Source organism: Pseudonocardia phyllosphaerae (assembly GCF_046546475.1).
GTDB lineage: Bacteria > Actinomycetota > Actinomycetes > Mycobacteriales > Pseudonocardiaceae > Pseudonocardia > Pseudonocardia phyllosphaerae.
This window is the reverse complement of record NZ_JBKGXS010000005.1, coordinates 46,426-73,104: the sequence shown is the minus strand read 5'-3', so window position 1 is coordinate 73,104 and position 26,679 is coordinate 46,426. Positions and strand designations below refer to the sequence as shown.

General features: G+C 75.1%; 21 protein-coding genes. 11 read left to right on the top strand and 10 right to left on the bottom strand.

From position 1 onward, the window contains the following. Positions 1-89: 89 nt before the first annotated feature. On the bottom strand, positions 90-869 hold the full coding sequence (locus ACLE50_RS12440) for a S1 family peptidase (protein WP_410943647.1): 780 nt from the start codon (positions 867-869) through the stop codon (positions 90-92). Between the two features lie 172 nt (positions 870-1,041). On the opposite strand from ACLE50_RS12440, the gene ACLE50_RS12435 reads away from it, so the two are divergent. The 4 genes from ACLE50_RS12435 to ACLE50_RS12420 all read left to right on the top strand — a co-directional run bounded on the left by ACLE50_RS12435 (position 1,042) and on the right by ACLE50_RS12420 (position 5,455). Next, complete coding sequence (locus tag ACLE50_RS12435; RefSeq protein WP_410943646.1) at positions 1,042-3,426, top strand: transketolase-like TK C-terminal-containing protein; 2,385 nt, start codon at positions 1,042-1,044, stop codon at positions 3,424-3,426. Between the two features lie 27 nt (positions 3,427-3,453). Continuing rightward, positions 3,454-3,930 carry a GNAT family N-acetyltransferase gene (locus ACLE50_RS12430; RefSeq protein ID WP_410943645.1) on the top strand — a complete coding sequence of 159 codons (477 nt, stop codon included), beginning with the start codon at positions 3,454-3,456 and terminating at the stop codon, positions 3,928-3,930. A gap of 55 nt (positions 3,931-3,985) precedes the next feature. Further along, positions 3,986-4,867, top strand: coding sequence for an aldo/keto reductase (locus ACLE50_RS12425; protein WP_410943644.1), 882 nt, complete (start codon positions 3,986-3,988; stop codon positions 4,865-4,867). A 150-nt stretch (positions 4,868-5,017) separates the two neighbouring features. Beyond that, positions 5,018-5,455: a hypothetical protein gene (locus ACLE50_RS12420; RefSeq protein ID WP_410943643.1), complete on the top strand. Its 438-nt coding sequence runs from the start codon at positions 5,018-5,020 to the stop codon at positions 5,453-5,455. Here the strand turns inward: ACLE50_RS12420 and ACLE50_RS12415 are convergent. Together ACLE50_RS12415 and ACLE50_RS12410 are read right to left on the bottom strand one after the other, a co-directional pair. Beyond that, positions 5,449-7,023, bottom strand: coding sequence for a class I adenylate-forming enzyme family protein (locus tag ACLE50_RS12415; RefSeq protein ID WP_410943642.1), 1,575 nt, complete (start codon positions 7,021-7,023; stop codon positions 5,449-5,451). The two genes, ACLE50_RS12420 and ACLE50_RS12415, sit on opposite strands and share 7 nt — an antisense overlap. 82 nt (positions 7,024-7,105) lie before the next feature. Continuing rightward, on the bottom strand, positions 7,106-8,563 hold the full coding sequence (locus ACLE50_RS12410; RefSeq protein WP_410943641.1) for an aldehyde dehydrogenase family protein: 1,458 nt from the start codon (positions 8,561-8,563) through the stop codon (positions 7,106-7,108). A gap of 256 nt (positions 8,564-8,819) precedes the next feature. Here ACLE50_RS12410 and ACLE50_RS12405 point away from each other — a divergent pair, with 256 nt between their 5' ends. After that, positions 8,820-9,815 carry an LLM class flavin-dependent oxidoreductase gene (locus ACLE50_RS12405; RefSeq protein WP_410943640.1) on the top strand — a complete coding sequence of 332 codons (996 nt, stop codon included), beginning with the start codon at positions 8,820-8,822 and terminating at the stop codon, positions 9,813-9,815. 124 nt (positions 9,816-9,939) lie between these two features. Here the strand turns inward: ACLE50_RS12405 and ACLE50_RS12400 are convergent, their stop codons facing one another. Continuing rightward, complete coding sequence (locus ACLE50_RS12400; RefSeq protein WP_410943639.1) at positions 9,940-10,380, bottom strand: MarR family winged helix-turn-helix transcriptional regulator; 441 nt, start codon at positions 10,378-10,380, stop codon at positions 9,940-9,942. A gap of 164 nt (positions 10,381-10,544) precedes the next feature. On the opposite strand from ACLE50_RS12400, the gene ACLE50_RS12395 reads away from it, so the two are divergent. The 6 genes from ACLE50_RS12395 (at position 10,545) to ACLE50_RS12370 (ending at position 17,719) form a co-directional block, all read left to right on the top strand. Then, positions 10,545-11,900: an MFS transporter gene (locus ACLE50_RS12395; RefSeq protein ID WP_410943638.1), complete on the top strand. Its 1,356-nt coding sequence runs from the start codon at positions 10,545-10,547 to the stop codon at positions 11,898-11,900. Between the two features lie 283 nt (positions 11,901-12,183). Continuing rightward, complete coding sequence (wecB, locus tag ACLE50_RS12390) at positions 12,184-13,335, top strand: non-hydrolyzing UDP-N-acetylglucosamine 2-epimerase (protein WP_410943637.1); 1,152 nt, start codon at positions 12,184-12,186, stop codon at positions 13,333-13,335. A gap of 94 nt (positions 13,336-13,429) precedes the next feature. Further along, the gene (locus ACLE50_RS12385) at positions 13,430-14,356 is read left to right on the top strand and encodes a hypothetical protein (RefSeq protein WP_410943636.1); all 927 of its coding nucleotides are present in this window, start codon (positions 13,430-13,432) and stop codon (positions 14,354-14,356) included. Further along, the gene (locus ACLE50_RS12380) at positions 14,353-15,327 is read left to right on the top strand and encodes a polysaccharide deacetylase family protein (protein WP_410943635.1); all 975 of its coding nucleotides are present in this window, start codon (positions 14,353-14,355) and stop codon (positions 15,325-15,327) included. Before ACLE50_RS12385 ends, ACLE50_RS12380 begins: the two co-directional genes overlap by 4 nt. Beyond that, positions 15,324-16,601 (top strand): glycosyltransferase family 87 protein, encoded by a 1,278-nt coding sequence (locus ACLE50_RS12375; protein ID WP_410943634.1) that lies wholly within the window; start codon positions 15,324-15,326, stop codon positions 16,599-16,601. Before ACLE50_RS12380 ends, ACLE50_RS12375 begins: the two co-directional genes overlap by 4 nt. Continuing rightward, entirely contained in the window at positions 16,598-17,719 is a 1,122-nt protein-coding gene (locus ACLE50_RS12370) for a cellulase family glycosylhydrolase (protein ID WP_410943633.1), read from the top strand. Before ACLE50_RS12375 ends, ACLE50_RS12370 begins: the two co-directional genes overlap by 4 nt. On the opposite strand, the gene ACLE50_RS12365 is transcribed toward ACLE50_RS12370, so the two are convergent. Genes ACLE50_RS12365 through ACLE50_RS12340 form a run of 6 tightly spaced genes read right to left on the bottom strand, consistent with a single transcriptional unit; the run spans position 17,720 to position 26,567 of the window. Further along, positions 17,720-18,961 (bottom strand): lipopolysaccharide biosynthesis protein, encoded by a 1,242-nt coding sequence (locus tag ACLE50_RS12365; protein WP_410943632.1) that lies wholly within the window; start codon positions 18,959-18,961, stop codon positions 17,720-17,722. Beyond that, complete coding sequence (locus ACLE50_RS12360) at positions 18,958-20,496, bottom strand: hypothetical protein (RefSeq protein ID WP_410943631.1); 1,539 nt, start codon at positions 20,494-20,496, stop codon at positions 18,958-18,960. The genes ACLE50_RS12365 and ACLE50_RS12360 overlap by 4 nt, the downstream gene beginning before the upstream one ends. Positions 20,497-20,542: 46 nt before the next feature. Then, the gene (locus ACLE50_RS12355) at positions 20,543-21,610 is read right to left on the bottom strand and encodes a YveK family protein (RefSeq protein WP_410943630.1); all 1,068 of its coding nucleotides are present in this window, start codon (positions 21,608-21,610) and stop codon (positions 20,543-20,545) included. A 37-nt stretch (positions 21,611-21,647) separates the two neighbouring features. After that, positions 21,648-22,883, bottom strand: a complete 1,236-nt coding sequence (locus ACLE50_RS12350; RefSeq protein ID WP_410943629.1) for a glycosyltransferase — start codon at positions 22,881-22,883, stop codon at positions 21,648-21,650. After that, positions 22,880-24,991 carry a glycosyltransferase gene (locus ACLE50_RS12345; protein ID WP_410943628.1) on the bottom strand — a complete coding sequence of 704 codons (2,112 nt, stop codon included), beginning with the start codon at positions 24,989-24,991 and terminating at the stop codon, positions 22,880-22,882. Before ACLE50_RS12345 ends, ACLE50_RS12350 begins: the two co-directional genes overlap by 4 nt. A gap of 43 nt (positions 24,992-25,034) precedes the next feature. Continuing rightward, complete coding sequence (locus tag ACLE50_RS12340) at positions 25,035-26,567, bottom strand: sugar transferase (RefSeq protein ID WP_410943627.1); 1,533 nt, start codon at positions 26,565-26,567, stop codon at positions 25,035-25,037. Positions 26,568-26,679: the final 112 nt, after the last annotated feature.

Here is a 26,679-nt window from a genome sequence, read left to right as displayed (position 1 = left end):
TGACGCGACGGGAGCGGGGTCGGGCCGACCGTAGACCCGGCGCCTCCTGCGCGACAGTGCAAGTCCACCCGTTCCCCGGGGTGCGGTGCTCAGTAGTGCGTGCCGACTCCGGTCTGCTGGGCGATCCAGCCCGCCAGCCGGTCGCTGCGCGCGGTCGTCTCCTCGCCGTGGTGCGGGCAGACCGGGCCGTTGACCTCGGTCGCCACCAGCTTCGCCGAGCTGCCCGAGCCCGACACGAACGGTGCGCCCGAGTCGTAGGGGCAGGCGCTGGTGTCCTTCTGCGGGCCGGTGGCCTTCGCCGTCATCCCGGTCTCGCTCACGCCGGTGACCTCGTAGTCGGCGACCTGCAGCCGGTCCGGCCGGTGCTGCGGGTTCTCGACGCCGTCGGTCGAGCCCCAGCCCGCCAGGGTGAGCTCGTCACCCACCTGCGGGGCGGAGTCGCTGACCGGCAGCGGGTCGGTCGAGGTGATCTCGCGGTCGAGCTCGAGCAGGACGACGTCGGCGTCCTTGCGCTGCACCGCCCGCACCGCGCGGGCCGGCGTCCGGTCCCGATCCCGGCCGACGGTCACGTCGATCTCGTAGCGGGGCTTGCCGCTGATCTCGTTGCGGTCGCCGTCGTGCACGCAGTGCCCGGCGGTGATCACCCAGCGCGGGGCGACGAGTGCGCCGGAGCACGCGCTGGAGTAGACGGTGCCGTCCGACCGCTCGATCCGCGGCATCGACAGCGCGGCCGCGAAACCCGCCTGCCCCGGGGCGGCGTCCTGCCCGTCGGTGATCGCCTGGGCCGACGTGGCCGTCGCGGTGAGGGCCGCGCCGACGACCAGCGCCACCGCGCCGATCGCTGCCCGGCGTCCTGCGGTTCTGAACATTCGTCGCCTTCCAGGTGCGCTCGCGGCCGCTCGGTGAGCGGCGGGGCCGGTTGCCCGCACACTCGATCAACGACCGGGGTCCGTGCCGGTCACGTACTGGCCACCGGACGGCCGTCGCGGCAGGGTGGAGAGGGGCCGCACCCGGCCCGGGCCGACGGAGCTGGAGCGCCGCATGAACACCGCCACCGGGCGCACGAACACCACCACCGGGATCGATCCGTCCACGCAGGACACCGGCGCTGCGCTGGCCGAGATCGAACGCCGCGTGCTGTGGCTGTCCACCGCGATCGTCGACGCCGCCAACCGGCACGGGGACCCGAGCGGGCTGAAGGTCGGCGGGCACCAGGCGTCGTCGGCGTCGCTGGTCACGATCATGACGACGCTCTGGTTCGAGCACCTGCGCGCCCAGGACCGGGTCTCGGTCAAGCCGCACGCCTCACCGGTGCTGCACGCGATCAACTACCTGCTCGGCGAGCTCGACGAGCGCCACCTCAGCACGCTGCGCAGCTTCGGCGGGCTGCAGTCCTACCCGTCGCGGGCGAAGGACCCCGACCCCGTCGACTACTCCACCGGCTCGGTCGGCATCGGCGCCACCGCCCCGATCTGGGGTGCGCTCGCGCGGCGCTACGTGCAGACCCACTTCGGCGACGACGGAGGCGGCGACACCGCCGACGGCCCTGTCCCCGCCGGCCCGCACCCCGGGCGGCAGTACTCGCTGGTCGGCGACGCCGAGCTCGACGAGGGAGCGGTCTGGGAGGCGATCCTCGACCCGATGGTCGGCGAGCTCGGCGAGGTCGTGTGGATCGTCGACCTGAACCGGCAGTCGCTGGACCGGGTCGTGCCCAACATCGGTGCACCGCGGATCGAGGGCATGTTCGCCGCGGCGGGCTGGCAGGTCCTCACGGTCAAGTACGGACGGCTGCTGCACGAGCTGTTCGCCCGGCCCGGCGGCGACGCGCTGCGCACCCGGATCGACACCATGGAGAACCCGGAGTACCAGCGGCTGCTGCGCTGCGACGCGGCCGAGGTCCGCGACCGGCTCCCCGGCGACGACGCGGGCCTGGCCGCCCTGGTCGCCGAGCTCGACGACGCGACCCTGCTCGCCGCCGTCCGCAACCTCGGCGGACACGACGCGGACGCGCTCGGCGAGGCGTTCGCCGGCATCGACGACACCCGCCCGACGGTGATCCTGGCCTACACCGTGAAGGGCCACGGACTCGCCAGTGAGGGGCACCCGCAGAACCACGGCTCGATCCTGACCGCCGAGCAGATGGGCGAGCTCGCCGACGCCGTCGGCGCCGACCCGGAGCACCCGTGGCGGCGTATCTCCCCCGCCTCACCGGCCGGCGAGCTCGTCGTCCGCACGGCGGAACGCCTGCGCCGCAAGCCGGTCATCGACCACGCCGTCCCGCCGATGCCGACCGATGTGGGCCGCACCCCGACCGGGCGCGCGACCACCCAGGCCGCGCTCGGACGCGCGCTGCTCGACCTCACCCGCGAGGCGCCCGCCGCAGCGGCACGGGTGGTGACGCTCTGCCCGGACGTGTCGTCGTCGACCAACCTCGGCGGCTGGGTGAACAAGGTCGGGGTGTGGTCCACCGCCGAGCGCAAGGACTGGTTCGACGACGACCCCGAGACGATCCTGCACTGGCGGGAGCGGCCGACCGGACAGCACCTGGAGCTGGGCATCGCCGAGGGGAACCTGGTCGGTGCGCTCGGCGAGCTGGGCGCGACGTGGTCTCGCTGGGGCGAGCCGGTGCTGCCGATCGGGGTGCTCTACGACCCGTTCGTCGAGCGCGCGCTGGAGCCGTGGTCGTTCGGGATCTACGCCGGCGGACAGTCCATCCTGGTCGGAACCCCGTCCGGGGTGTCGCTGGCACCCGAGGGCGGCGCGCACCAGTCGATCACGACGCCGTCGGTGGGACTGGAGCAGCCGGGCTGCGTGGCCTACGAGCCGGCGTTCGCGATCGACGTCGAATGGACGCTGCTCGCCTCGCTGGCCCGGCTCGGCCGCCCGGACGGGACGAGCGCGTACCTGCGGCTCTCGACGCGTCCGGTGGACCAGTCGCTCGCGGCCGTCCCGGCGGATCCGGCGGCGCGGGAACGCCGTCGCCGCCAGGTCGTCGCCGGTGCGTACCCGTTGCGCCGCAGCGGCTCCGCACCGTCGTTGACGATCGCGGTCACCGGGGCGCCGACGACCGAGGCGCTCATCGCCGCGGACCGGCTGGAGGAGCTGGGTCACGCGGTCGACGTCGTCGTGGTGACCAGTCCGGGCCTGCTGTTCGACGCGGTGCAGGCCCGGTCCGGGCGCCCCGCCGCGGCGCAGGCCGAGCCGTGGATCCTGGAGTCGGCGTTCCCGGCGCGGCGGGCGTCACCGCTGGTCACGCTGCTCGACGGGCACCCGCACACCCTCGCGTTCCTCGCCGGAGTCAACCGGGTGCCCGCCACGCACCTGGGCGTGACGCGCTTCGGGCAGTCCGGGGACCTGGCCTCGGTGTACGCGCACCACGGGCTGGACGCGGACACCGTCGTGGGGGCGGCGCTGGATCTGCTGTGAGCGGCGCGTCCGCCTAGGGTCGACGCCGTGACTGCACGCACGGTCCGCCGCGCCGTCGAACGCGACGTCCCCGACCTGGTCCGGCTGCGCGCGGAGATGTTCCGCGCGATGGGCACCCCCGGCCACGACGCACCGTCCTGGCAGGCCGCGGCCGCCGGCTGGTTCACCGAGCGGATCGGCGACCCGCGGTTCTGCTTCGCCGTCGTCGAGACCGGCGGTGCGGTCGTCGCCACGGCCATGGGGATCCTGCGGGAGTCGGCGCCGTCGCCGGGCTCCTCGGAAGGTGACGCCCTGATCGGCAACGTCTGCACCGATCCCGGCGCGCGCCGTCAGGGGCACGCGCGGGCCGCGTTCGACGAGGTCGTCGCGTGGGCCGCGGAGTCGGGCGCCGGGCGGGCGGAGCTGATGGCGACCGACGAGGGCCGCGGCATGTACGAGGCCGCGGGGTTCCGGGTGACCCACGCTCCGGCGATGCGCGCGGTTCTGCGGACGAACGCGAGATAAACGGAGCCCTTTCCGTTTATGCTGGCGTCGCAGGTACACGATCCCTCGCATCCCCATGGGAGCAGGCATGTCCTACGACCTCGCCGGCCACTCCGTCCGCCGCATCGGCTTCGGCGCGATGCAGCTCCCCCGCCTCGCCGACGACCCCGCGGCCGCGCACACGCTGCTGCGCCGCGCCGTCGAGCTGGGCATCGACCACGTCGACACCGCCCAGTTCTACGGCGACGGCCTCGCCAACCGGTTCCTCCGCGAGGCGATCCGGCCCGAGGACGGCGTGCTGATCGTCAGCAAGGTCGGCGGCGACCCCGACCCTGGCGGCACTCCCCCGATCCGTAGCGCCCAGCGCCCGGAGCAGCTGCGGGCGAGCGTGCACGACAACCTGCGCAGCCTCGGCCTCGACCGGATCCCGCTGGTGAACCTGCGGCGCATGGACGACGGTCCGATCAGGGCCCACGGCGACCAGGTCGTCGACGTCGACGACCAGATCGCGGAGATGGTCGCGATGCGCGACGAGGGCCTGATCGGCGCCATCGGGCTGAGCTCGGTGCCGCTGGAGACGGTCCGCCGCGCCCTGCCGGCCGGCATCGCCTGCGTGCAGAACTCCTACAGCCTGCTCGACCGCACGCACGAGGACATCCTCGAGCTGTGCACCGCCGAGGGCATCGCGTGGGTGCCGTACTTCCCGCTGGGCAGCGCGTTCGCCGAGCTGCCGAACGTCACCGACGCCCCGGCCGTGATCGCCGCCGCGGAGCACATGGCCTGCAGCCCCGCCCAGGTCGGCCTGGCCTGGCTGCTGCAGCACGCGCCGAACGTGCTGCTCATCCCGGGCACCGCGGACGTCGCGCATCTGGAGGCGAACGTCGCCACCGAGGACGTCCTGCTCGACCGCGCCACCATCACCGAGCTGGACGCAATCGCGGCGCCCGCCGTCGGGTAGCGACCCGGCGCCGTCGGCGCCGAGCCGGGCGGTCGTAACACGCCGGGCCGATGCTCCGAGGGTCCTCACATCCGGCCGACGGCGCCCGCGACATCCCCCAGCGCGGCGACGCCGGCCGGACCCCGTCCCGCGTGCCACGGAGGTCCGGTCATGGTCGAACCGCACGGATCTTCAGCCGGCTCTCCCGGAGACGCCGCAACGACCCCCGGCTCCGGCGCCCGCGCCGTGCGGGGCTGGGCGGTTGTCCTCGGCCTCGCCGTCGCCGTCGCCCTGGTGGCACGGGCCTTCGCCGCCTCCCTCACGGCCGGGAGCCTGCTCGTGGGCGTCGCCGCACTCTTCGCCGTTCTGCTCGTCGCCGGACGCGCCGGCGCCGGTAAGGACGAGCGCGGCCGCACCGACGGGATCCGGGTCGCGGTCGAGGCACGGGCGACGGTGACCCCGGCCGGTGGCTGCGCCTGGTGCGGGCACCCGGGTGCGCACCGGGCGGACAGCGGGCACGTCGTGCATCCGGCCGTCTGGCACGCGCTGGAGGTCGAGGAGGCGATCCGCCGCGCGGTCGACGGCCCGGACGGCGTCGTCGCCTACTGAGCGCCGGCCTCCGGGCCCTCCCGGAAGCTCTTGATCAGCTCACGTCGCATGATCTTGCCGGTGGACGTGGCCGGCAGGGACTCGACGAACCGGACCAGCCGCGGCCGCTTGTACGCGGCGAGCCGGGTACCGGCGTAGGCGATGATCTCCTCGCCGGTCACCGTCGCCCCGTCGGCGCGTACGACGTAGGCGCAGGCCAGCTCGCCGCGGACGTCGTCGGGAACCGGGCCGACCGCGACCATCGCGACTCCCGGATGCCCGGCCACGACGCGTTCGATCTCGGCCGGGTACACGTTGTAGCCACCGGTGATGATCATGTCCTTGCGCCGGTCGACGACGAAGACGTGCCCGGTCGCGTCGAGAGTCGCGATGTCGCCGGTGTGCAGCCAGCCGTCGGGCTCGAGCACTTCGGCCGTCGCGTCGGGGTTCCCGTGGTAGCCGAGCATGACGATCGGACCGCGGATCAGCAGCTCACCGGGCTCGCCGGTCACGGCGTCGCGGCCCGGGTCGGCCAGGTCGGCGATGCGCACCTCCACCCCGGGCAGCGAGACGCCGATCGAACCGGGCACCGGCGGGGCGTGCAGCGCGTGCGTGGTGCCGAGCCCGGAGATCTCGGTCATCCCCCACAGCTCGATCAGCGGGGCTCCGCTGCGCTGCTGCCAGCGGTCGATCGTCGACAGCGGGATCGTCTGGCCGCCGACTGTGCAGCGCGTCAGCGACGTCAGGTCGGTCCGCTCCAGGTCGGGGTGCGCGAGCAGCATCGCGTACATCGCCGGGACGCCCTCGAACAGCGTCGCCCGGTGGGCCGCGATCAGCGTCAGCGCCTTGGCCGGGTCGAAGCGCTCCATCAGCACGACGGTGCCGCCGGCCAGGAACGTCCCGTTGATCACGACGTTGCCGTAGACGTGCGGTGCGGGCAGCGCGGTGACGACGACGTCGTGCTCGGTGCGCCCGTGCATGGTCGCGGTGAGCGCGCAGTTGAGCAGCACTGCCCGGTGGCTCTGCACCGCGCCCTTCGGATGCCCGGTGGTACCGGAGGTGTAGCCGATCGTGCTGGGTGCGTCCGGGTCGACGTCGCAGGGCTCGAACGGGCCGGCACCGGTGCCGCTGCCGTCAGCAGGGCCGGAGCGCTCGTCGAGCAGCGCCGCGAAGTCGACGGCCTCGTCGTGCGCGCCGGCGTCGAAGGTGACGACGGTGTGCAGCTCCGGCAGCTCCCGGGTCAGCTCGACCACACCCGCGGCGTGCTCCCCACCGGTCATGACGACGGCGGCGGCACAGTCGCGCAGGACGAACGCCAGTTCCTCGGGGGTGAGCATGACGTTGACCGGGTTGACGACCGCGCCCGCCTTCAGCGCCCCGTGGTAACCGACGACCCACTCCCAGCGGTTCTGCGCGTAGAGCGACACCGGCTGCCCGGGGCGGACGCCACGCCCCACGAGCGCGACGGCGATCCGGTCGCTGAGCCGGTTGAGCTCGTCGAACCCGAACCGGCGCTCGCCGCAGATCAGGGCGGTCCGGTCGCCGAACCGGGCCGCGGCGGCGGGCAGGATCTCACCGGGACCGCGCATCGCTCGACCTCCTCGTCGGACAGTGGGTGGAGCAGGGGTGGAACCGGCGGGACCGGGCGACGCGCCCGGCCCCGCCGGGTGCTCAGACCGAACCGGGGACCTTGTTCAGGGTCAGCGACTGCCAGTTCGTGTACTCGGTGAGCCCGTGCAGCGAGTTCTCGCAGCCGATGCCGGACTGCTTGTGTCCGCCGAACGCCTGGTACGGCGAGTACTGGTGAACCTCGTTGAGCCACACGGTGCCGGCCTCGAGCCGCCGGCCGATCCGCTCGATCCGCTCCAGGTCCGCGCCCCACACGGTCGCACCGAGACCCCAGTCGGTGTCGTTGGCGCGGGCGATGACGTCGTCCTCGTCGGTCCAGCGGACCAGCGGCAGGATCGGGCCGAACGGTTCCTCGCGGACCAGACGGGAGGTCTCCGGCGGGTCGTCGACCAGGGTGACCGGGACGAACCAGCCGGGCGCCGACTCGTCGATCTCGCCGCCGAGGGCGAACGTGTGGCCCTGGGCCCGGGAGTCGGCGAAGTACTCCTTCACCTTCTCGTACTGCGGGGCGTTCTGGATCGGGCCGAGCCCGGTGTCGGACTCGGCGCCGTCGCCGACCTTCACGGTGCGGGCGTAGGCGACGAGCGCGTCGCGGACGGCGTCGTAGACGTCGGCGTGGATGTAGAGGCGCTTGGCCGCGTTGCAGAACTGCGCGTTGTTCTGGAACGCCGCCCAGAACAGCTGCGGGGCGATCCGCTCCGGGTCGACGTCGGGCAGCACGATCGCCGGGTCGTTGCCGCCGAGCTCCAGGGTGAGCCGCTTGAGGGTGCCCGAGGCCGATGCCATGACGCGCTTGCCGGTCTCGGTCGAGCCGGTGAAGGCGATCTTGCGGATGTCCGGGTGCTCGCTGATCCGGCGGCCGAGGTCGTCCCCGCCGCAGACGACGTTGAACACCCCGGGCGGCAGCAGGTCCGACACCAGCTCGGCGAGCTTCAGCGTGGTCAGCGGGGTGAACGGCGAGGGCTTGACGACGATCGTGTTCCCGGCGACCAGCGCCGGCGCGATCTTCCAGACGGCGAGCAGGATCGGGAAGTTCCACGGCGTGATGGCGCCGACGACGCCGAGCGGAGTGAACCGGGTGACGACGCGGCGCTCCGGCCCGTCCTCGACGATCTCGTCGGGCAGCGACTGCTTCGCGATCTCGCGGAACCAGGCGATCGAGCCGCCGACCTCCCACTCCGCGCCGGCGCGGGGCTTGCCCTGCTCACGGGTGAGCAGCGCCATGAACCCCTCGGCGTGCTCCTCCAGGCGGTCGCCGATCGCCGACACCAGGGCCTGGCGCTCCTCGATCGGGCGGGCCGACCAGCCGGGGAACGCGCGCCACGCGGCGGCGACGGCCTCGTCGAGCTCGGCGGCGGTGGCGTCCGGGACCGTCGCGATCACCTCGCGGGTCGCCGGGTTCACCACCTCGAACGTCGACGGTGCCGTCGCGGGCTCCCCGTCGATCGTCATCGTGTAGTCCCGGTCCAGGTCGACGTCGAGGGTGCTCGGCTGGGTCATGGGTCCTCCGTGACGTGCAGCGACGGTGCCGTGGGGCCTCCTGCGAGGTGACCGGGCCACCATCACCGGGATCGGTCGCCGCCCCCATCTCCGCGGGGGACAACCACGCCGCGGACCGTTGTCCCGGCGGGACAGGCCCCGACGCACCCCGGCCTCCGCATCGGTCGGCCGCCGGACCGGGAAGAGGCGAGGGCCGCTCGACGTTGTACGACAGGTCCGGCCCGCCCGGACGTACTGCCGATCGAGAGGAACCGTCGTGGCCCTGCCCCTTCCGTTGTCGATCCTCGACCTGGCCACCGTCACCGACGAGGAGACCGTGGGCCAGGCGCTCGAGGCCAGCACGACCCTGGCGCAGCGCGCGGAGGACTGGGGCTTCCGCCGCATCTGGTACGCCGAGCACCACAACATGCGCCGCATCGCCTCCGCCGCGACCAGCGTCCTGATCGCGCACATCGCCGCGCGCACCGAGCGGATCACCCTCGGCTCCGGCGGCGTGATGCTGCCCAACCACTCACCGCTGCAGGTGGCCGAGCAGTTCGGCACCCTCGCCGAGCTGCACCCCGGCCGGATCGAGCTCGGCCTCGGCCGCGCACCCGGCACCGACCAGGAGACCGTGCGCGCGCTGCGCCGCGACCCGCGTGCCTCGGAGCGCTTCGTGCAGGACGTTCAGGAGCTGCAGGGCTTCCTCGGCGAGGACAGCCTCGTCCCGAACGTCAACGCCTACCCCGGCCGCGGGACGAACGTGCCGCTGTCGATCCTCGGCTCCTCGCTCTACGGCGCCCAGGCCGCGGCCGCGCTGGGGCTGCCCTACGGCTTCGCCTCGCACTTCGCGCCGGACGCCCTGGAACAGGCGGTCGCGTTGTACCGCAAGGAGTTCAGGCCGTCTGCGCAGCTGTCCGAGCCGCGGGTGATCGCCGGGGTCAACGTGATCGCCGCGGACACCGACGCCGAGGCCCAGGAGGAGCTGCACCGGGTCCGGCGCCAGCGGGTGCGGATGTTCATCGGCCGTCGCGGGCGCTCGCTCACCGACGCCGAGGTCGACGCCGTGCTCGACAGCCAGGCCGGTGACCAGATCCGGAACATGACCCGCTACACCGCCGCAGGCACTCCGGACGTCGTCGCCCGGTTCCTGGAGGACTTCGCGGCCACCGCCGACGCCGACGAACTGATCGTCGCCGGGCCGGCCACCCGCCGGGACGCCTGGTGGCGCAGCTGGGAGCTGCTGGCGACCAAGGTGCAGAACGTGCAGTGAATCTGCCCGGGTTCCGACACCCGGCAGGACCCACTCCGTTCGCTTGGTCGTTGGTGATCATCGAGTGCCGGTCGCAGCATCAGGTGAACCGAACCGGTGACTACTGCTCGACCGAGCCCCGACGTCAGCCCGCTTCCTCGATGAGCAGGCGAATGCCGTCGACCAAGGCCTGCGCCTGCCAGTCCGGCCACTCCGAAATGCGGCCTGCCAGATGGCGAGTCAACGCAATGCGCAGGTCGGCCACCGTGTCCTCCCCCTGCGGTGTCAACACGAGCAGCGTGGCCCGGCCGTCGTCGGGGTCGGGGCGGCGTTCGATCAGGCTCGCCCTCTGGAGCCGATCGGCATACCGGCTGGCGCCGGACCGATCGATGCCGACTTCGTCGGCCAGCCGTGCCGCGGTCTGGGGCCCGAGCCGGCCGAGGCCACTCAGCACCGGGTAGGTCTGGCGATCGACGCCGGTCGGGGCCGCGTCGAGCACCGCGTCGTAAAGCGCGCTCCGATTGCGCCGCAGCAACAGCCGCCCCAAGACCTGCTCCAGGTCACGCGCCAGCTCCATGCTCGCCATCCGGCAACTATACGTGCAAGTCACACGGATTGCGCGTACGGTCATGCGTGCAGATCGCACGCAGTTGCCGAGGGGGTCACATGGATGCCAACCGTTCCGACTCCGCGGACCGCGACTGGGATCCCGTTCCCGTCGGTCGAGCACACAGCCTGGCAATGAGGCCGGTGCTCGTGCTGGTCACCCTCGTCGCCAGCGTCATCAGCTCGTTCGGAGCGCCGCTCATCCCGACAGTCGCTCGCGACTTTCATGAGCCGCCGAGTGCGGCGCAGTGGACGTTGACAGTCGCGCTGCTCGTCGGCGCCGTGAGCTCCCCGATCCTGGGCCGGCTCGCCGACGGCCCGCATCGGCGGACGACCATGCTGGGCGGCCTGACCCTGGTCACGGCGGGTGGAATCGTGGCCGCACTGGCGGGAAGCCTGACGGTGCTCATAACCGGCCGCGCCCTGCAGGGCGTCGGGCTCGGCCTGGCACCGCTCGCGATCGCCACCGCTCGCGACGAACTGCCCCAGGCCGAGGTCGGTCCGGCGATCGCACTGCTGTCGGTATCGGCGGGAGCCGGTCTCGGCCTCGGTTACCCGATCAGCGGCGTACTCGCTGACGCGTGGGGGCTTGCAGGCGCCTACTGGTTCGGGGCGGCCGTATCCGGCGTCGCGCTGCTCTGTGTCGCAGCGGTGGTGCCCTCGAGTGCGCGCCGCAACCCAGGTGAACGGTTGGACTGGCCCGGCGCCGTACTCCTCACGTCGGCACTGGTCCCCCTACTGGTGGCCGCGGCGGAAGGAACGGACTGGGGATGGAGTTCTCCGGTGATCATCATCCTGTCGCTCGTCGGCACGACGCTCCTCGCCATGTGGGCCGTTCAGCAGCTGCGAGCCGAGAATCCGCTGGTCCAGCTCCGTCTGCTCCGCCATCCGTCGGTGCTGGCCGCCGACGCATGCGCCCTCGTGCTCGGTGCCGCGATGTACATGGTGCTGTCAGCGGTAACTCAGTTCGTGCAGTCTCCACGCTCGGGCGGGTTCGGCTTCTCCGCTTCAGCCGTGACAGCGGGCCTCGTACTCGTCCCACTCTCCATGTTCATGCTGGGCAGCTCCCACCTCCTGCCTGCCGTGGTCACCCGCCTCGGAGGTCGGGCGGTGCTGACGCTGGGCTGTCTGGTGACTTCAGTGGGATGCGGGTTCTTCGCTGTGTTCCACGACGCCCTCTGGCAGGCGTTCGTCATGTCGGCAGTCCTGGGAGTCGGCCTGGGGACAACATTCGCGGCGATTCCCGGCGTGATCGTCCAGGCGGTTCCGGGACGGGAGACCGGGAGTGCCATGGGCTTCTACCAGGTGGTCCGTTTCGCCGGCTTCTCGATGGGCAGCGCGCTGACCGCGAGCGTCCTGGCCGCCCATGCCGACGCTGCCGGACAGCCGGCCATCGACGGCTACATCCTTTCCCTTGGGGCCTCGGCCGGAATTTCCGCCCTCGCGGCCTTACTTGCTTGGCTACTACCGGGGTGGGCCTCGCACACCAGCGGCATCTGACCTCCGTGGTCGACACACCTCGGGGACCGCTCCCGGCCGGTCGTCGCTCCGCGGACGCTCACCCGTTCCCGGGGGCGCTTACGCGATCGGGTGCGCGCCTTCGGAAACTGGTGAGCGTTCGCCCACGGAGGCGGCGACCGTTCGGGGCGGAGCACGGCGTGTCGCCACCCTCGCGAACCGTCCCGGTACGCAGCGTCGATCATCCGGAAAGTTCTTCGCGCGGAAGCGAATTCGATGCCCGTCCCGTGTCGATCCGGCGGTGCCGAATCGGTTAGATGGACCCGTGAACTCGATCGTCCACCTCGTCGTCGGGACCCGCCCCGAGGCCGTGAAGCTCGCCCCGCTCGCGCTGGAGATGCGTGCCGCCAGCCTCGTCGACCCGGTTCTCGTCGCCACCGGCCAGCACCCGGCCATGGTCCGGGACACCCTCGCCGACTTCGGCCTCGTCCCGGACGTCACCCTCACCCTGGACCGCCGCTCCGGCGAGCAGGCCGAGCTCGTCGCCCGGCTGGTCCCCGAGCTCGACGCCGTCGTCGCCGGTGGCTCGTCGGCCGTCGTCGTCCAGGGCGACACCACATCGGCGCTCGTCGGCGGGCTGGTCGCGATGTGGCGGCACGTGCCGGTCGTGCACCTGGAGGCGGGGCTGCGGTCCGGCGACCTCGCCGCGCCGTTCCCGGAGGAGGCCAACCGGCGCATGCTCGGGGTGTTCGCCGACCTGCACCTCGCCCCGACCGCGACCGCCGAGGCCGCGCTGCGCGCCGAGGGTGTCGACGGGCCACGGCTGCTGCGGGTCGGCAACACCGTCGTCGACGCCGCCGCCGCGATCGCCGCGCACGCCGTCGGAACCCCGCCCACCACGCCCGAGCTGGCCGCCGTCGACGCCGAGGTCGCCGCAGGCCGCCGGCGCCTGCTGCTGGTCACCGCACACCGCCGCGAGTCCTGGGGCGCCCCGCTGAACAGGGTGCTGCGCGCGGTCCGCGAGATCGTCGAGGCGCACCCGGACGTGGTGTGCGTGCTGCCCGCGCACGCCAACCCGGCCGTGCGGGCCCAGGTCGACGCCGCGCTGGCCGGGGAGCCGCGCATCGTCGTCACCGACCCGCTGCCCTACCGGGACCTGTGCCGGATGCTGTCGCGGGCCACCCTGGTGCTGTCGGACTCCGGCGGGATCCAGGAGGAGGCGCCGACGTTCCGGGTCCCGGTGCTGGTGCTGCGCGACGTCACCGAGCGGACCGAGGCGGTCGAGGCCGGCTGGGCCCGGCTCGTCGGCACCGACGACGGCGCCATCGTCGCCGCCGCGAAGGAGCTGCTCGCCGAGGACCGGTCGCTGCCCACCGCCCCCAACCCGTTCGGCGACGGCCGCGCCGCCGCCCGCAGCGCGCAGGCCGTGGCCTGGCTGCTGGGCCGGGCCGAGCGCCCCGAGTCGTTCACCGGCTGACCGCGGCGGCCCGTTCCGCGATGAAGTGATCATTTCGGCGCCGTCGCGCCACGACCGGCCCGGTGGAGGATCCGCCGGGCCAGGAGAGGGACCCGTGGGATACGCAGCACTGGTCGCGTCCGCCGTCGCGGCCGCGATCGGGATCGTCTGCCAGACCTACGCCGCTCGGCGCGCCGAGCGGCGTGGCGGCGTCGACCCCGGCCTGCTGGCCCGGCTGGCCACCGACCGCGTGTACCTGCTCGGCTTCACCGCCCAGGTCGCCGCGTTCGTGCTCGCGTTCCTGGCCCGCGGCACGCTCCCGCTGTTCCTGGTGCAGGCCGGGTCCTCGGCCGCGGTCGGGGTGGCCGCGGTGCTGGCCTGGTTCGTCCTCGGCTGGCGCGTCGGGCGGGCCGAGGTCGTCGCGCTGGTCGTGCTGCTCGGCGGGCTCGTGCTGCTCGTCGGCGCCGCGCACCCGAGCACCGCGGGGACCGTCGGCCCGGTGCTCGGCTGGACGTTGCTCGCCGGTCTGGCCGTGACCGCGGCCGCCGCGGTCCCGGCGTCACGGCTGCACGGCGGCCGCGGCGTCGTCGCGATGGGGGTGCTGGCGGGGATCGCGTTCGCGATCCTCGCGATCGCCGCCCGCCCGGTCGCCGGGCTGGGGTCGGTGTGGGCGATGGCGCTGTCCCCGCTGGCCTGGCTGATGGTCGGCTCCGCGCTCGTCGGGCAGCTGATGCTGGCCGGGGCGCTGCAGCGCGGGTCGGCGACCGCCGCGGCCGCGTCGATGGACGCGACGACGTGCGTGGTCGCCTCCGCCGCCGGCCTGGCCGTGCTCGGCGACGCCGTCGTCGACGGCCGCGGCTGGTGGGTCGCCGCCGGGCTGGTGCTGGTCACCGCCGCGGTCGCCGCGATGGCCGTGGTCGGACGGCCGGTCGACGACGCCCGCGGGCACGCCGCCGCACCCGGACCGGCACCCGCACCCGCACCCGACCCGGCAACTGACCCGACCCCCGGCAGCGCCCTCCCGGACGGAGCCCGCTCGTGACCCCCCGCCCGACGGCGAGCGTCTCGCTCGACCTCGACAACCTCTGGGCCTACCTCAAGACCCACGGCGACCCCGCCTGGGAGTCCCGGCCGTCGTTCCTGCCCACCGCCGTCCCACGGCTGCTCGAGGCGCTCGGCGGGCACGGGCTGCGCAGCACCGTGTTCGTCGTCGGCGCCGACGCCGCCCGCGACGACGGCGCGGCCGCGGTCGCCGCGTTCCACGCCGCCGGGCACGAGGTCGCCAACCACTCCTGGGGCCACGAGCCGTGGCTGCACCGCTACTCCCCCGCCGAGCTGGAGGCCGAGGTCGTCGACACCGGCGACGCGATCGTCGCCGCCGGTGCGCCCCGCCCGGTCGGGTTCCGCGGGCCCGGGTTCAGCCTCACCCCCGGGCTGGTGCGGGTGCTCGACCGGCACGGCTACACCTACGACTCCACCGCGCTGCCCACCTGGATCGGGCCGCTGGCCCGCGCGTTCCACAACCGCTCCGCCGCGACGACCGACGCCGGTGAGCTGTTCGGCCCGGTCTCCGACGCCGTCGGCCCGCTGCGCCCGCACGTCTGGTCCGGGACCGGGGTGCTGGAGCTGCCGGTGACGACGATGCCGCTGGCCCGGGTCCCGATCCACGGCTCCTACCTGCTGCAGCTGCACCAGGCGTCGCCGCGGCTGGCGCTGACCTACTTCCGCACCGCGCTGCGGCTCTGCCTGCTGCGCGGGGTGGAGCCGACGTTCCTGCTGCACCCCACCGACGTCCTCGACGCGACCGAGGCGCCGGGCATGGCGTTCTTCCCGGGAATGGCGGTGCCGGGGCCGGAGAAGGCCCGGCTGCTCACCGCGGTGCTGGACATGCTGCGCGAGCGGTTCGACGTCGTCGGGACCGGGGAGCACGCCGCCCGGATCCGGGCCCGGGCCGGGTTCGCGACCCGCGACGTCGCCCGCGCCGGGAGCCGTCCCGAGCAGGTGCCCGCATGAGCGCCGTGCTGGAACGCCGGGTCCCGCCGCGGGTCGCGCGGGCCGGGTCGGTGCTGCTCGCGGCCGCCGCGGGGCTGCTCACCCTGCGCTACGTGCTGGTCAGCTGGGCCGGGCGGATCCCGGTCGACGCCCGCTTCCCCTACACGAACCTGATCATGAGCGACTTCCGGGACGCCGTGTGGCTCCCGGGACGCATGCTCGGCGCGGGCGGCGACCCCTACGACGAACCCTCGTTCCTCGCGCTGTTCCCGCACACCCAGGGCTTCAGCCCGTACACGCCGTCGCACCTGCTGCTGACGGCGTGGGCGTGGCCGCTGCCGTGGCCGGTCGCGACGCTGGTGTGGTCCGCGGTCACCGGGGTGGCGCTGGCCGCGATGGGTGCCTGGACCGGCTGGGCCGCCGCCCGGCTGCTGCACGGCGGCGCGCCGGTCGGCCGCACCGTCGCGCTCGGCGCCGCGTCGGCCGGGGTCATCGCGGTCTGGTTCTGGCGGCCGACGACGATCGCGCACGGACTCGGCCAGCCGTCGGCGCTGTGGGGGCCGGTCGCGGCCGTCGCCGCCGCGACCACGGTCATCGCACCCGGGCTCGCCCCGTGGGCGCGCACCACGCTGACCGCCGCCACGTTCGCCAAGCCGCAGGCCGGGATCGCGCTGACCGTCACGCTCGTCGCGGCCCGGCGGTGGCGCGACCTGCTGTGGGCGCTCGTCGTGACCGCGGTGCTGAGCCTGGCCGTCGGCGGGTGGATCGCCGGGACCGGTGTCGCGGGCTGGGTGCTGGGCCTTCCCGCGGCCGTCGGCGGCCGGCACTCGCGCTACGACCAGAACCACACCGACGGCATCCCGTGGATCGACCTGCCGGCGACGGTGTACCGGTACGGGCTGCCCGAGCTGCTCACGCCGGTGCTCGTGGTCGTCGCGCTGGCCGGCGGGATCTGGGCCGGACGGCGGCTGCACCGCACCGGGCTGCCCGCGCTCGGTGCGTTCGCCGCGACGACCGGCGGTGTGCTCGTCGGCCCGCACTGCTCCTACGACCTGCTGTTGCTGTTCCCGGTGATGGTGCTGGCCGCGGCCGAGCAGCTGCGCACCCCCGCGGCCGGGGCGGCGCGGGTCGCCGCGATCACCGCGATGGTGACGCTGGTCGCCGCCGGTCTGCTGCCGCTCGCCGGGTCCGGAGGGTGGCGCCCGGAGGGCGGGCAGGCGGTGCTGACCGCGCTCGCGTTCGTCGCGCTGCTGGTCGCCGCGGCCGCGCACCGGCACGAGAGGTCCGCGGCATGACGCGGCTGCGTGCGCTGCTCGTCGCGGTCGTCGTGCTGGTCGCCGCGGCGGTCGCGGTGACCGCGGTCGCCGTGGCGTCACCGTCCCGGCCTCCCGGGCCCGGACCGGCCGGCCCGGACCCGGCCACCGGCACGGCCCGCGCCGCCGGGGCCCGCCCCGCCCCGCTGCAGCTCGGGGTGACCGTGCTGGCGCTGTGGCGGGACTGGGACGACCGTGAGCACCTGCTCGACACCGCCCGCGACAACGGCGCCTCCTGGATCCGGGTCGACTCCGGCTGGTGCAGCCTCGAGGAACAGGGCCCCGGACAGGTGTCGTCCTGGTACCAGGACCGGATGGACACCGTCGTACGCGACGCCCGGGCCCGCGGCCTGCAGGTGCTGATGATGGTCGGCTGCCCGCCCGCCTGGGCCGGCGGCGCGGACGCCCAGTACAACGGCTACCCCGACGACGACGCCGAGTTCACCCGCGTCATGACCTACCTGGCCGGGCGCTACCGCGGGCAGGTCGCGGCCTGGCAGATCGCCAACGAGCCGGACTGCTTCGGCGGCTGTGGCAACGGCGACCCCGAGCGCTACGTGCCGTTCCTGCAGGCCGGGTACCGCGGGGTGAAGGCCGGTTCACCGGACGCGCTGGTCGTCACCGCCGGGACCAGCGGCGTCGACGTCGACTGGTACCGGCGCCTCTACGACACCGGCGCCGCGGGCTGGTTCGACGCCGTCGCCGTGCACCCCTACCTGGACCCGGCCACCGCGCCGCCCGACGCGCCGCCCGAAGGACGCCGGTACCGGCTGACGTCGCTGCCCGACCTGCGCCGGCTCATGGTCGAGCGCGGCGACGCGGCCAAACCGATCTGGTTCACCGAGTTCGGCTGGACGACCGCGGACACCGGCGACCGCCCCGGCGTCGACCCCGGCACCCAGGCCCGCTACCTGAGCGAGGCCGTGCAGCAGGTGCAGCAGCGGTACCCGTACGTCTCGCACGCGTTCTGGTTCACCCTCGTCGACCGCGACGACTCGACGCCGTACGAGAACGAGTTCGGGCTGCTCAACCGGGACGGCTCGCCGAAACCGGCGCTGGGCGCGTTCCGGCAGAGCCAGGAGTGGCTGCGCGGCCGGTGATCACACCAGCTGGTCGCGCACCCCGGTGAGGAACCCGGCGGCGAGCACCACCGCTCCGGCGGCGGTCCCGGCCACGGCACCGAACGGGCTGGGGTCGGCGAGGGTCCACAGCAGGCTCGTCACGACCCCGGTCGCCGACGCGGCCCCGGCGACGGCGGCGATCCGCCGCACCCGGCCGAGCGCGAGCAGCAGCGTCCAGCACACGTAGGCGACGAGCATCGGCAGCGCGATCACCGCGATCATGCGGACGGCGTCGACGGCACCGGCCCAGCGGTCGCCGAACAGGCCCGTCGTCAGCGGGCCTGCCAGCGCGACCCCGGCCACCCCGACGACGACGCCGACCCCGGCGGCGCCGAGCACCAGGCGCCGGGCCTCGCGGCGGAACGCGGCCCGGTCGTCGCCGGCGGCCAGCCCGGACATGCCGGGGACCAGCCCGAACCCGGCGGTGTGCGCGACGGTGACGCCGGCGTCGAGGAAGCGGGAGGCGACGACGTAGGCGGCCAGCGCCGCGACCGGCGCGGTCGCACCGACGACGACGGTGCCCTGGCGCCACAGCAGGATGATCCCGATCCCGCCCGCGGCCAGCCACAGGCTCTGCCCCAGCAGCGCCCGGCTCCGGACGACGCCGAGGTCGCGGCGCGGGCGCACCAGCGCCACCAGCACCACCAGCAGCGCCGTCTCCTTCGCCAGCACCACCGCCAGCAGCGCGACCGCGTCCCCGCCGGAGACGACGACGGCGATCCCGGAGCCGACGAGCAGCACCGCGGACCCGACCTGCAGCACCGCCTCGGCCACGACACGCCCGGAGGCCCGCAGCAGCTCCGACCACAGGTTCACGAACCCGGCGACGACGACGAACAGCGACGTCAGCAGCAGCGCCGCAGGCGGCACCCCGGCCGGGCCGGCGAGCAGGGTCAGCGTCACGGTCACCGCGACCGCGCCGGCGATCGACACCGCCTGGGGCAGCAGCGCCGCGTACAGCGCCGGGCCGGCGGGCAGCCGTCCGGCGGCGACCTCGCGCCCGGCAATCCCGGCGACGCCGAGGTCGGTGAGCGTCGCGACGAGGGTGGCGGTGCCGAGCAGGTAGCCGTAGACCGCGACGGTCTCCGGGGCGGCCTCGCGGGCGAGCAGCACCACCAGCAGCACCCCGACCAGCCGGCCGAGCACCCGCGACACCATCGCCGCGGCCAGCCCGACCCGGGCGAGCCGTCCGGCGTCGCGCGTCTGCTCCTGGACGGTCATCGGACGGTCTCCCCCGCGTCGAGCTCGGTGTGCCGGTCGTGCTCTGCGGTCGCCGCGGCCAGCAGCACCCCGAGCACGTAGAGGGTCAGGAAGCCGGTGGTGTAGCTCGACAGCGACGAGCGGCCCACCCAGTCGACGGCGCTCGCCGCGAGCACGGTCGTCCCCGCCCAGGCCGCCGGGGCACCCCAGCGGCCGCCGGTGCGGGCGGTGCACAGCAGGAACCGGCCGGTGGCCGCGATCCACACGAGCAGCGCGACGGTGCCGGGCAGCCCGACGTCGGACTGGACCTGGGCGTAGGCGGAGTCGAGGAACGCCGAGCTGCCTGCGATCTCGGCCTCCGGCTCGACCTCCGGGTCGTACTCCGGCGGCGCGGAGATCAGCGTGGCCGCCCGGTCGGAGCCGGTCCCGACCTCGCCGACGCCGTTGCCCGCCACCGCCGACCAGGGCCCGGTGACGGCCTGGGACCAGGCCGTCGAGCGGCCGTTGAGACCGAACAGCAGCGGGGTCTCCGGAGCGCCCGGGTAGAGCGCGGTGGTCGTCGTCGCCAGCAGGTACAGCACCGCGGCGACGGCCGGGACGGCCAGCACGGCGGCCTGGCGCGCCCAGCCGCGGCGCACCATCCACACCAGCGCGGCGATCGCGACCTGCAGCGCCGCGGTGCGCACCGACGTCGCCGCCAGTACCGCGGCCGCGCTCACCAGCAGGATCACGGCCTGGGTGCGCGAGGCCAGGAACAGCGCGACGGCGGTGCCGAGCACCGCCAGCGCGGCCAGCTGGAACGGGTCCTCGAACGCGCCGGTGGTACGCAGCCCGCCGTCGGAGGTGACCCGCACCTGGGCACCCCACTGGTAGCCCCAGCTGTGCATCAGCGCGTCGGCCCCGGCGGCCTGCTGGGCCCAGGCGAGTGCGGCCTGCACGGGCAGCACGACGGTCAGCGCCCGCACGAGGTGGGCGGTGGTGCGTTCGGGCTGCGCGCACAGCAGCCCGATCATGAGCAGGAGCAGCCCCTCCAGCAGCATCCGCGACCCGAACACCCAGGACAGCCCCCACTGCCCGGCCGGGTCGAGCAGGTACAGCGCGACGAGCAGGCCCAGGGCCCCCAGCGGGAACGCGTGGGTGCGCAGCCGGGCCAGTGCACGGCCGTCGCCGAGCAGCTGCGCGGCGAGGACCACCACGAGCAGGGCGACGAGCAGGTCCTTCGCCGCACCGACCGGGCCACCGAGGCGCACACGCAGCTCGGCCGTGGTCGAGAACAGCAGGATCACGCCCCACGGCGCCAGCCACGGCCGCCGGTACAGCAGCAGTGCCGCACCCAGGGCGGCGACCAGGCCGGCCACGGCGCCGGCCGCGAGCAGCGGACCGCCCGCCGGGTCCCGCACGGTGAGCACGGCGGTGAGCAGCACCGCGACGGCCGCCACCGGCGCGACGACGAGCGCGAGCGGCACCCGTCGCGCGGGCCGAGCGGAGACCCGTCCAGGAGCGGTATCGATGCCGGGGTCGGTGCCGGGACCAGCGCCGATGTCGGGGCGGGTCACCGGCGCACGCTCACGGCTGCGCGGCCACGCACGGCAGCACGCCCGGTCACGCCGTCACGACGACCACGTCGGCGGCCCGCCACGGCCGCAGCAGCCGCAGCGCGTCGCGCAGCTGCTCCCGGCTGGTCCCGGCGGGGACGACGAGGGCGAGCGCGAGCACCGCGTTCGACAGCGGCCGCGGCCGCAGCACCGCCGCGGTCGGCTCGGGCAGCAGGACCGGGGCGGCGCTGCCGTAGCCCCGCTCGTGCACCCACTCGACGACCGCCGAAGCGTCCTTGTCGGCGGCCGGGACGATCGGCATGACGTGCAGGGCGCCGCGCCGTCCGTCGTCGACCAGGGTGCCGAGCATCCGGGCGAGCTCCTCGCCCGCGTCGACCCCGGAGCGCGCCGGGTCGAAGTCGACGCCGGGCAGCGCCCCCGCGCGCTGGGCGTCGCGCCCGGTGCCGAGGGCGGGCCGCAGCGTGGTCAGCGCCAGCACGACCAGCGCCCCCACGCCGAGTCCGACGATCGCGGCCGAGGCGGGCAGCGTGACCCCGGGCGAGGTCTGCTCCGGCACCGCGGTGCGGAACACCTCCAGCGGGCGGGTGGCCCCGATCAGCAGCTGCGACCGCAGCCGCACGTCGGCGCTGGTCGCCCCGGCCGGGGTCCGCACGAGCCCGGCCGCGGCCGCGTCGAGCTGCTCCTTGCGCAGGTCGGCGAAGGCGGCGGCGACGGCGTCGGCGCGGGCGGCGGCGGTGCGCTCGTCGGTGCCGGTGGCGGTGATCCGGACCAGGTGCGAGCTGGGTACCGGTTCGGCGGTCACGGTCGTCGTGAGCTCGTGCCAGTCCATCCCGGCGCCCAGCGTGGCCGCGGCGCGGGTCAGGACGGGCTCGGAGACCGCGACGGTCGCGGCGTCGGCCTGGTCGGCGGTGGTCAGCTCGGCGGGCTGCCCGGTGAGCAGCAGCGAGTCGGTCGACCAGGTCCGCACGAGCACGTCGGTGCCCGCCTTCCAGGACGCGGGCCGCAGCTGGTCGACGACCAGCCCGGCCAGCAGGCCGACCAGGAACAACGTGCCCATCAGGACGGCGGCACGGCGCACGGTCATCACGGGCCACCGGCGGGTGCTGCTCAACACGGTGCGGACACTCCTCGTTCGGTCGTGCGTTCGGTCGTCACGGTCTGTGGCCCTCCGCGGAGGAGGTCGGTACGGCGGCAGGCGGCGTTATCGCCCCGGGCTCGGCCCGGCGCACGTCACACCCGCCGTCCGGCGCAGCGCCGGGCGGATCACCGTGCTCCGTGCGGCCGGGAGTCCCGGCGACCGTCTGCAGCAGCGCGTCGGCGCGGGCAGCCCAGCCGTCGTACGGGAACACCGTCGCGGCACGGGCGTGCCCGGCTGCGCCCCAGCCGTCGGCGGCCGGGGACAGCGACTCGACCAGCGCGGCGGCGAGGGCGTCCGGGTCGTGCGGCGGGACGAGCCGGCCGGTGACGCCGTCGTCGACCATCTCGGGCAGGCCCGCGACGTCGGTGGAGACCACGGCGCGGGCGGCGGCCATCGCCTCCAGCACGGCGTAGGGGAAGCACTCGACGGCGTAGGAGGCCAGGACCAGGGCGCGGCTGCCTGCCAGCAGGTCCTCGACGTCGTCGCGGACGCCGAGGAACTCCACCGAGCCCGTGATCCCGAGCTCGGCGGCGCGGCGCTCCAGGTCGGCCCGGCACGGCCCGTCCCCGGCCAGGCACAGCCGGGCCTCCGGCACGGCACGCAGCACCGCGGGCCAGGCGCGCAGCACGAGGTCGTGGTCCTTGTCCGCGCGCATCGCGGCCGCCATGAGCACGGTCGTCGCCGCGTCGCCGGTGGCGGGCGCGGGAGGGGTTTCCGGGACGGGCACGGCGTTGGGCAGCACCGAGATCCGGCGCGGGTCGAGACCCAGCTCGCCGGTCAGGTAGCGGACCTGGGTGTGGCAGACCGCACCGTAGCGGGTCACCGCCCCGCCGGTGGCCTTCTCGATCATCCGCTCGCGCAGCCCGCGGTGCCCGATGTGGCCGTAGGTGTGCTTGAAGCACAGGTAGGGCACGCCGGTCCCGGCCAGCGCGGCGCGCACCGGCAGGTCGGCGCGCAGGTGCTGGGCGAGCACGACCGCGGGACGGACGGCGTCGACCTCGGCGCGGACCGCGTCCCGGGTGGCGCGCAGCCCGCGCGGTCCGCCGGGCACCGGGACGACGCGGACGCCGATCCCGGCCGCCTCCAGCTCGGCGCGCAGCGGGCCGTCGTCGAGGACGAGCACGTGCGGGGCCCAGCGGGCCCGGTCCAGGGCGGTGACCAGCCGGACGCCGTGCCGCTCCGCCCCGCCGTGCCCCAGCGACGGCATCACGAGCAGCACCGGGCGCGGAGTTCCCGGGCGCGGGCTCACCGGGGCCCCTGCAGGCCGAGCCGGCGACGGGCGACGCGCCCGGCGCCCTGCAGCGCCCCGGCGAGCTTGCCGAGGTCCTTGGTCGCCAGCGCCACCGGGACCAGCGCGGCCGCGGCGGGGCCGGCCCCGGCGCGGTACGCGCGGCGCAGCGGCAGCGACAGGTATGCCGCCGCCCCGGCGGCGAGCGCGACCCGCCCGGCCCGGTGCCGGGCCAGCAGCGGCGCCACCAGGTAGGCGCTGCCGCGCAACGCGTCGCGCACGAGCATCCCGCCGCCACCGCCGTCGGTGCTGGCCCGGCCGTAGCCGCGGTACATCCGCCAGGTGGCGGCGACGCCGTCGCGCTGGACCCAGTCGACCCGCGCACCCGGCACCTGCACCCGGTCCCCGCCCGCCGCGGCGACCGCGACGCCGAACGCGACGTCCTCGCCGGTGGGCAGGTGCTCGGGGAACCCCCCGGCGTCCTGCCAGGCCTCGCGGGTGAACGCGACGCAGCGGCCCACGCACAGCGTCGGGTCGTGGCCGGTGCCGAACACCCGGGTGTAGGCGCGCACGAACGCGTCCGGGTCGACCGCCTCGTCGGGCTGCGGGTAGCAGGCCGCGGCCTGGGCACGTTCCAGGGCGTTGCGGGCGAGCACGCCGTAGACCCCGGCGGCCAGCGCGGGCGGGACCGGGCGGTCGAACGCGGTGCGGAAGGCGTCGACGAACCCGGGATCGGGCACGCAGCCGGCGTCGGTGCAGACCAGGACGTCGTGCTTGGCGACGTCGATCGCGATGTTGCGCCCGGCCGAGATGCCGGCGCCGGGCACGACCTCCAGCCGGACCCGCGGGTCCTGGCGGGCGGCGAGCCGCTCCGGGCTGCCGTCGGTGGAGCCGCCGTCGCAGACGACGAGCTCGTCGTCCGGGCGCAGCTGGGCCAGCAGCGCATCGGCGACCCGGTCGAGTGCCTCGCCCTCGTCGAGCACGGTGAGCACGACGCTGACCTCCGGGCCCGCCCCCGGGACGGGTGCGGCAGTGGGGACGGCGTCGCGTACGACGTCGTCGAGAACGGCCTGCCAGCCGTCGAGGGTGCCGCGCAGGTCGCGCAGCCGCGTCACGCGCTCGCGGGCGGCGGCGCCGTCGCGGGCGGCGCGGGCCGGGTCGGCGAGCCGGTCGGCCAGCGCGCGGGCCAGGCCGTCGACGTCGCCGGGGCGCAGGGCCGCACCGGTCTCCCCGACCGAGTCGGCGAGCCCACCGACGTCGAAGCCGACGACGGGGCGGCCGGCGGCCATCGCCTCCAGCGAGACCAGTGAGGCGCCCTCCCACCGCGACGGGGCGGCGACGACGTCGGCGGTGGCGAGCCAGCGGGCGACGTCGGTGCGGGCGCCGAGCAGGTGCACCCCGGAGGTGCGGGCGGCCGCGAGCTCGATGTCGGCGCGCAGCGGCCCGTCGCCGACGAGCAGCAGCTGCGCGTCCGGGCCCCGGTCGAGCACCGCGGGCCAGGCGTCCAGCAGCAGGTCGTGGCCCTTCTGCTCGGCGAATCGGCCCACGCACACCACGGTCGGCCGGTCGGCGACGCCCAGCTCGGCGCGGGCGGCGGCCCGGTCGGCAGGGGCGAACCGGTCGGTGTCGACGCCGTTGGGGACCACGGTGAAGGGCCCGTCGATGCCGGCGTCGACGCCGCGGGCGCGTTCCTCCTCCGACACGCAGACGGTGCGGTCGGTCCAGCGGGCCAGCGCCCGCTCCCCCGCCAGCACCGCCGCCGCCACCGCGCCGTGCACCGCCTCGAACGACCAGGCGTGCGGGGCGAGCACGGTGGGGATACGGCCGCGCACCGCGATCCGCCCGGCGAGCCCGGCCTTGGCCGAGTGCAGCACGACGACGTCGGGATCGACGTCGCGCACGATCCGGCCGAGCCGGGCGGCCTCGTCGGCGACCCACGGCCCCGGGGCGCGGCGCGCCGCCCAGGCGTGGTGGGTCGCGCCCGCGGCGGCCGCCGTGTCGGCGAGCCCGGGGCCGGGCGGGCACGCGACGTGCACGTCGTGGCCGCGGGCACGCTCGTCGGCGGCGAGGGCCAGGACGACGCCCGGCACCCCGGTCTCGACCGGCTGGCTGACGTGCAGGACCTTCATGACGACCTTCCGGTTCGGCGGGCGCGGTGCTGCGGGGCGGGCATCAGTGCTGGCCCCGGCGCAGCAGCTCCCGGGTGGTCATGAGGACGATCCGCAGGTCGAGCCACAGCGACCAGTTCGCGATGTAGTAGTTGTCGTAGCGGGCGCGGTCGGCGATCGAGGTGTCCCCGCGCAGCCCGTTGACCTGCGCGAGCCCGGTCAACCCGGTGGGTACGCGGTGCCGGGCCCAGTAGCGGGTGTGCTCGGCGGAGAACTGCCGGACGAAGCCGGGGCGCTCGGGTCGCGGGCCGACCAGGCTCATGTCGCCGCGCAGCACGTTCCACAGCTGGGGCAGCTCGTCGAGCGAGGTCCGGCGCAGGAACCGGCCGACCGGGCCGACCCGGGGGTCGCCCGCGATGTTCCAGCGGGTCCGGGACTCGGCATCGGTCGCCGGGCGCATGCTGCGGAACTTCATGAGCTCGAACAGCCGGCCGTCGAGCCCGACGCGCTCCTGCCGGAAGAGCACCGGGAAGCCGCTCTCGGCCACCACGGCGACCCCGACGGCGAGCAGCAGCGGCGCGAGCAGCAGCAGGGCCAGCCCGGCGAGGATCTTGTCCAGCGCCAGCTTGATCCACCAGGTGGGGCGGGCGGTGGGCGTCAGTGCCAGGCGCACCAGCGGGTAGGAGCGGAGCCGCTCGACGCTGGCGACGTCGTGGTAGAGCTCGAAGAACCGCGGCACGATCAGCAGCGACACCTTCAGCCGGTGCGCGGTGATCGCGAGGTCGACCAGGTCGCTGTCGGAGGCCTCGGCGAACGCGACGACGACGCAGCCGGCGCGCGTCTCGCGCACGGCGCGCACGACGTCGTCGCCGAGGTGGGGCACCGACGGGTGGCCCGGGCCGCTCGGCTCGCGGTCGACGAAGCCGACCGGGCGCAGCCCGAACTCGGGGTGGGTCAGCATCTTGTCGGCGAGGTCGACGCCGACGCCGGTCACGCCGACGATCACCGCCCGCTCGCAGCGGCCCCAGCGCCGTCGCGCCTGCCGGCCCGCCTCGAACACCGCGGCACGCGGGAGCACGACGAGCCCGACGAACCAGGCGACGGCCTGCTCGACCTGGGCGATGTCGTCGGCACCGTGGTGCCCGGCGAGCAGCAGCACCGCGAACGCGACCGCGGTGGCGGCCGCCGCGCGCGGGAGCTCTGCGACGAAGGACAGCTGCAGCCGCTTGCGGTAGAGCCCGGCCAGGGCCCGGCACGCCACCAGCACGGCGACGGTCAGCGTCGCGCGGCCCGGGCCGAGCCCTGCGAGCAGCGACGCGGCGACGGCCGCGGCGGCGTCGACGAGCACCAGCAGCACGGGCAGGGCGCTGAGGCGCTCGGCCAGCGGGCGCCCGGGGACCCCGATCCCGGCCGTCGTCGTCAGCGCGCCGAGCCCTGCGAGCTCCCCGGTGCCGGTGCGGCCGGAACCGGACCCGGTGCGGGCGGGATCCGTCGCGGAGCGGTCGGAGCCGGACCCGGTGTTGCGGGTCGGCTGGCGCGGGCACGACGTCGGTGTCGGCGCAGCGGTGTAGGTGCGGACCCCTGATCGGTCGCGCACGTCGTCACCTTGCGTTGTCACGGGTGTGCCTCCAGCATCCTCACCCAATGCATTCAGCTGTTCAGCCGTTCGGGAAAGCCGATCGTGCAATCGTCGAAATCGTTCGACAGAG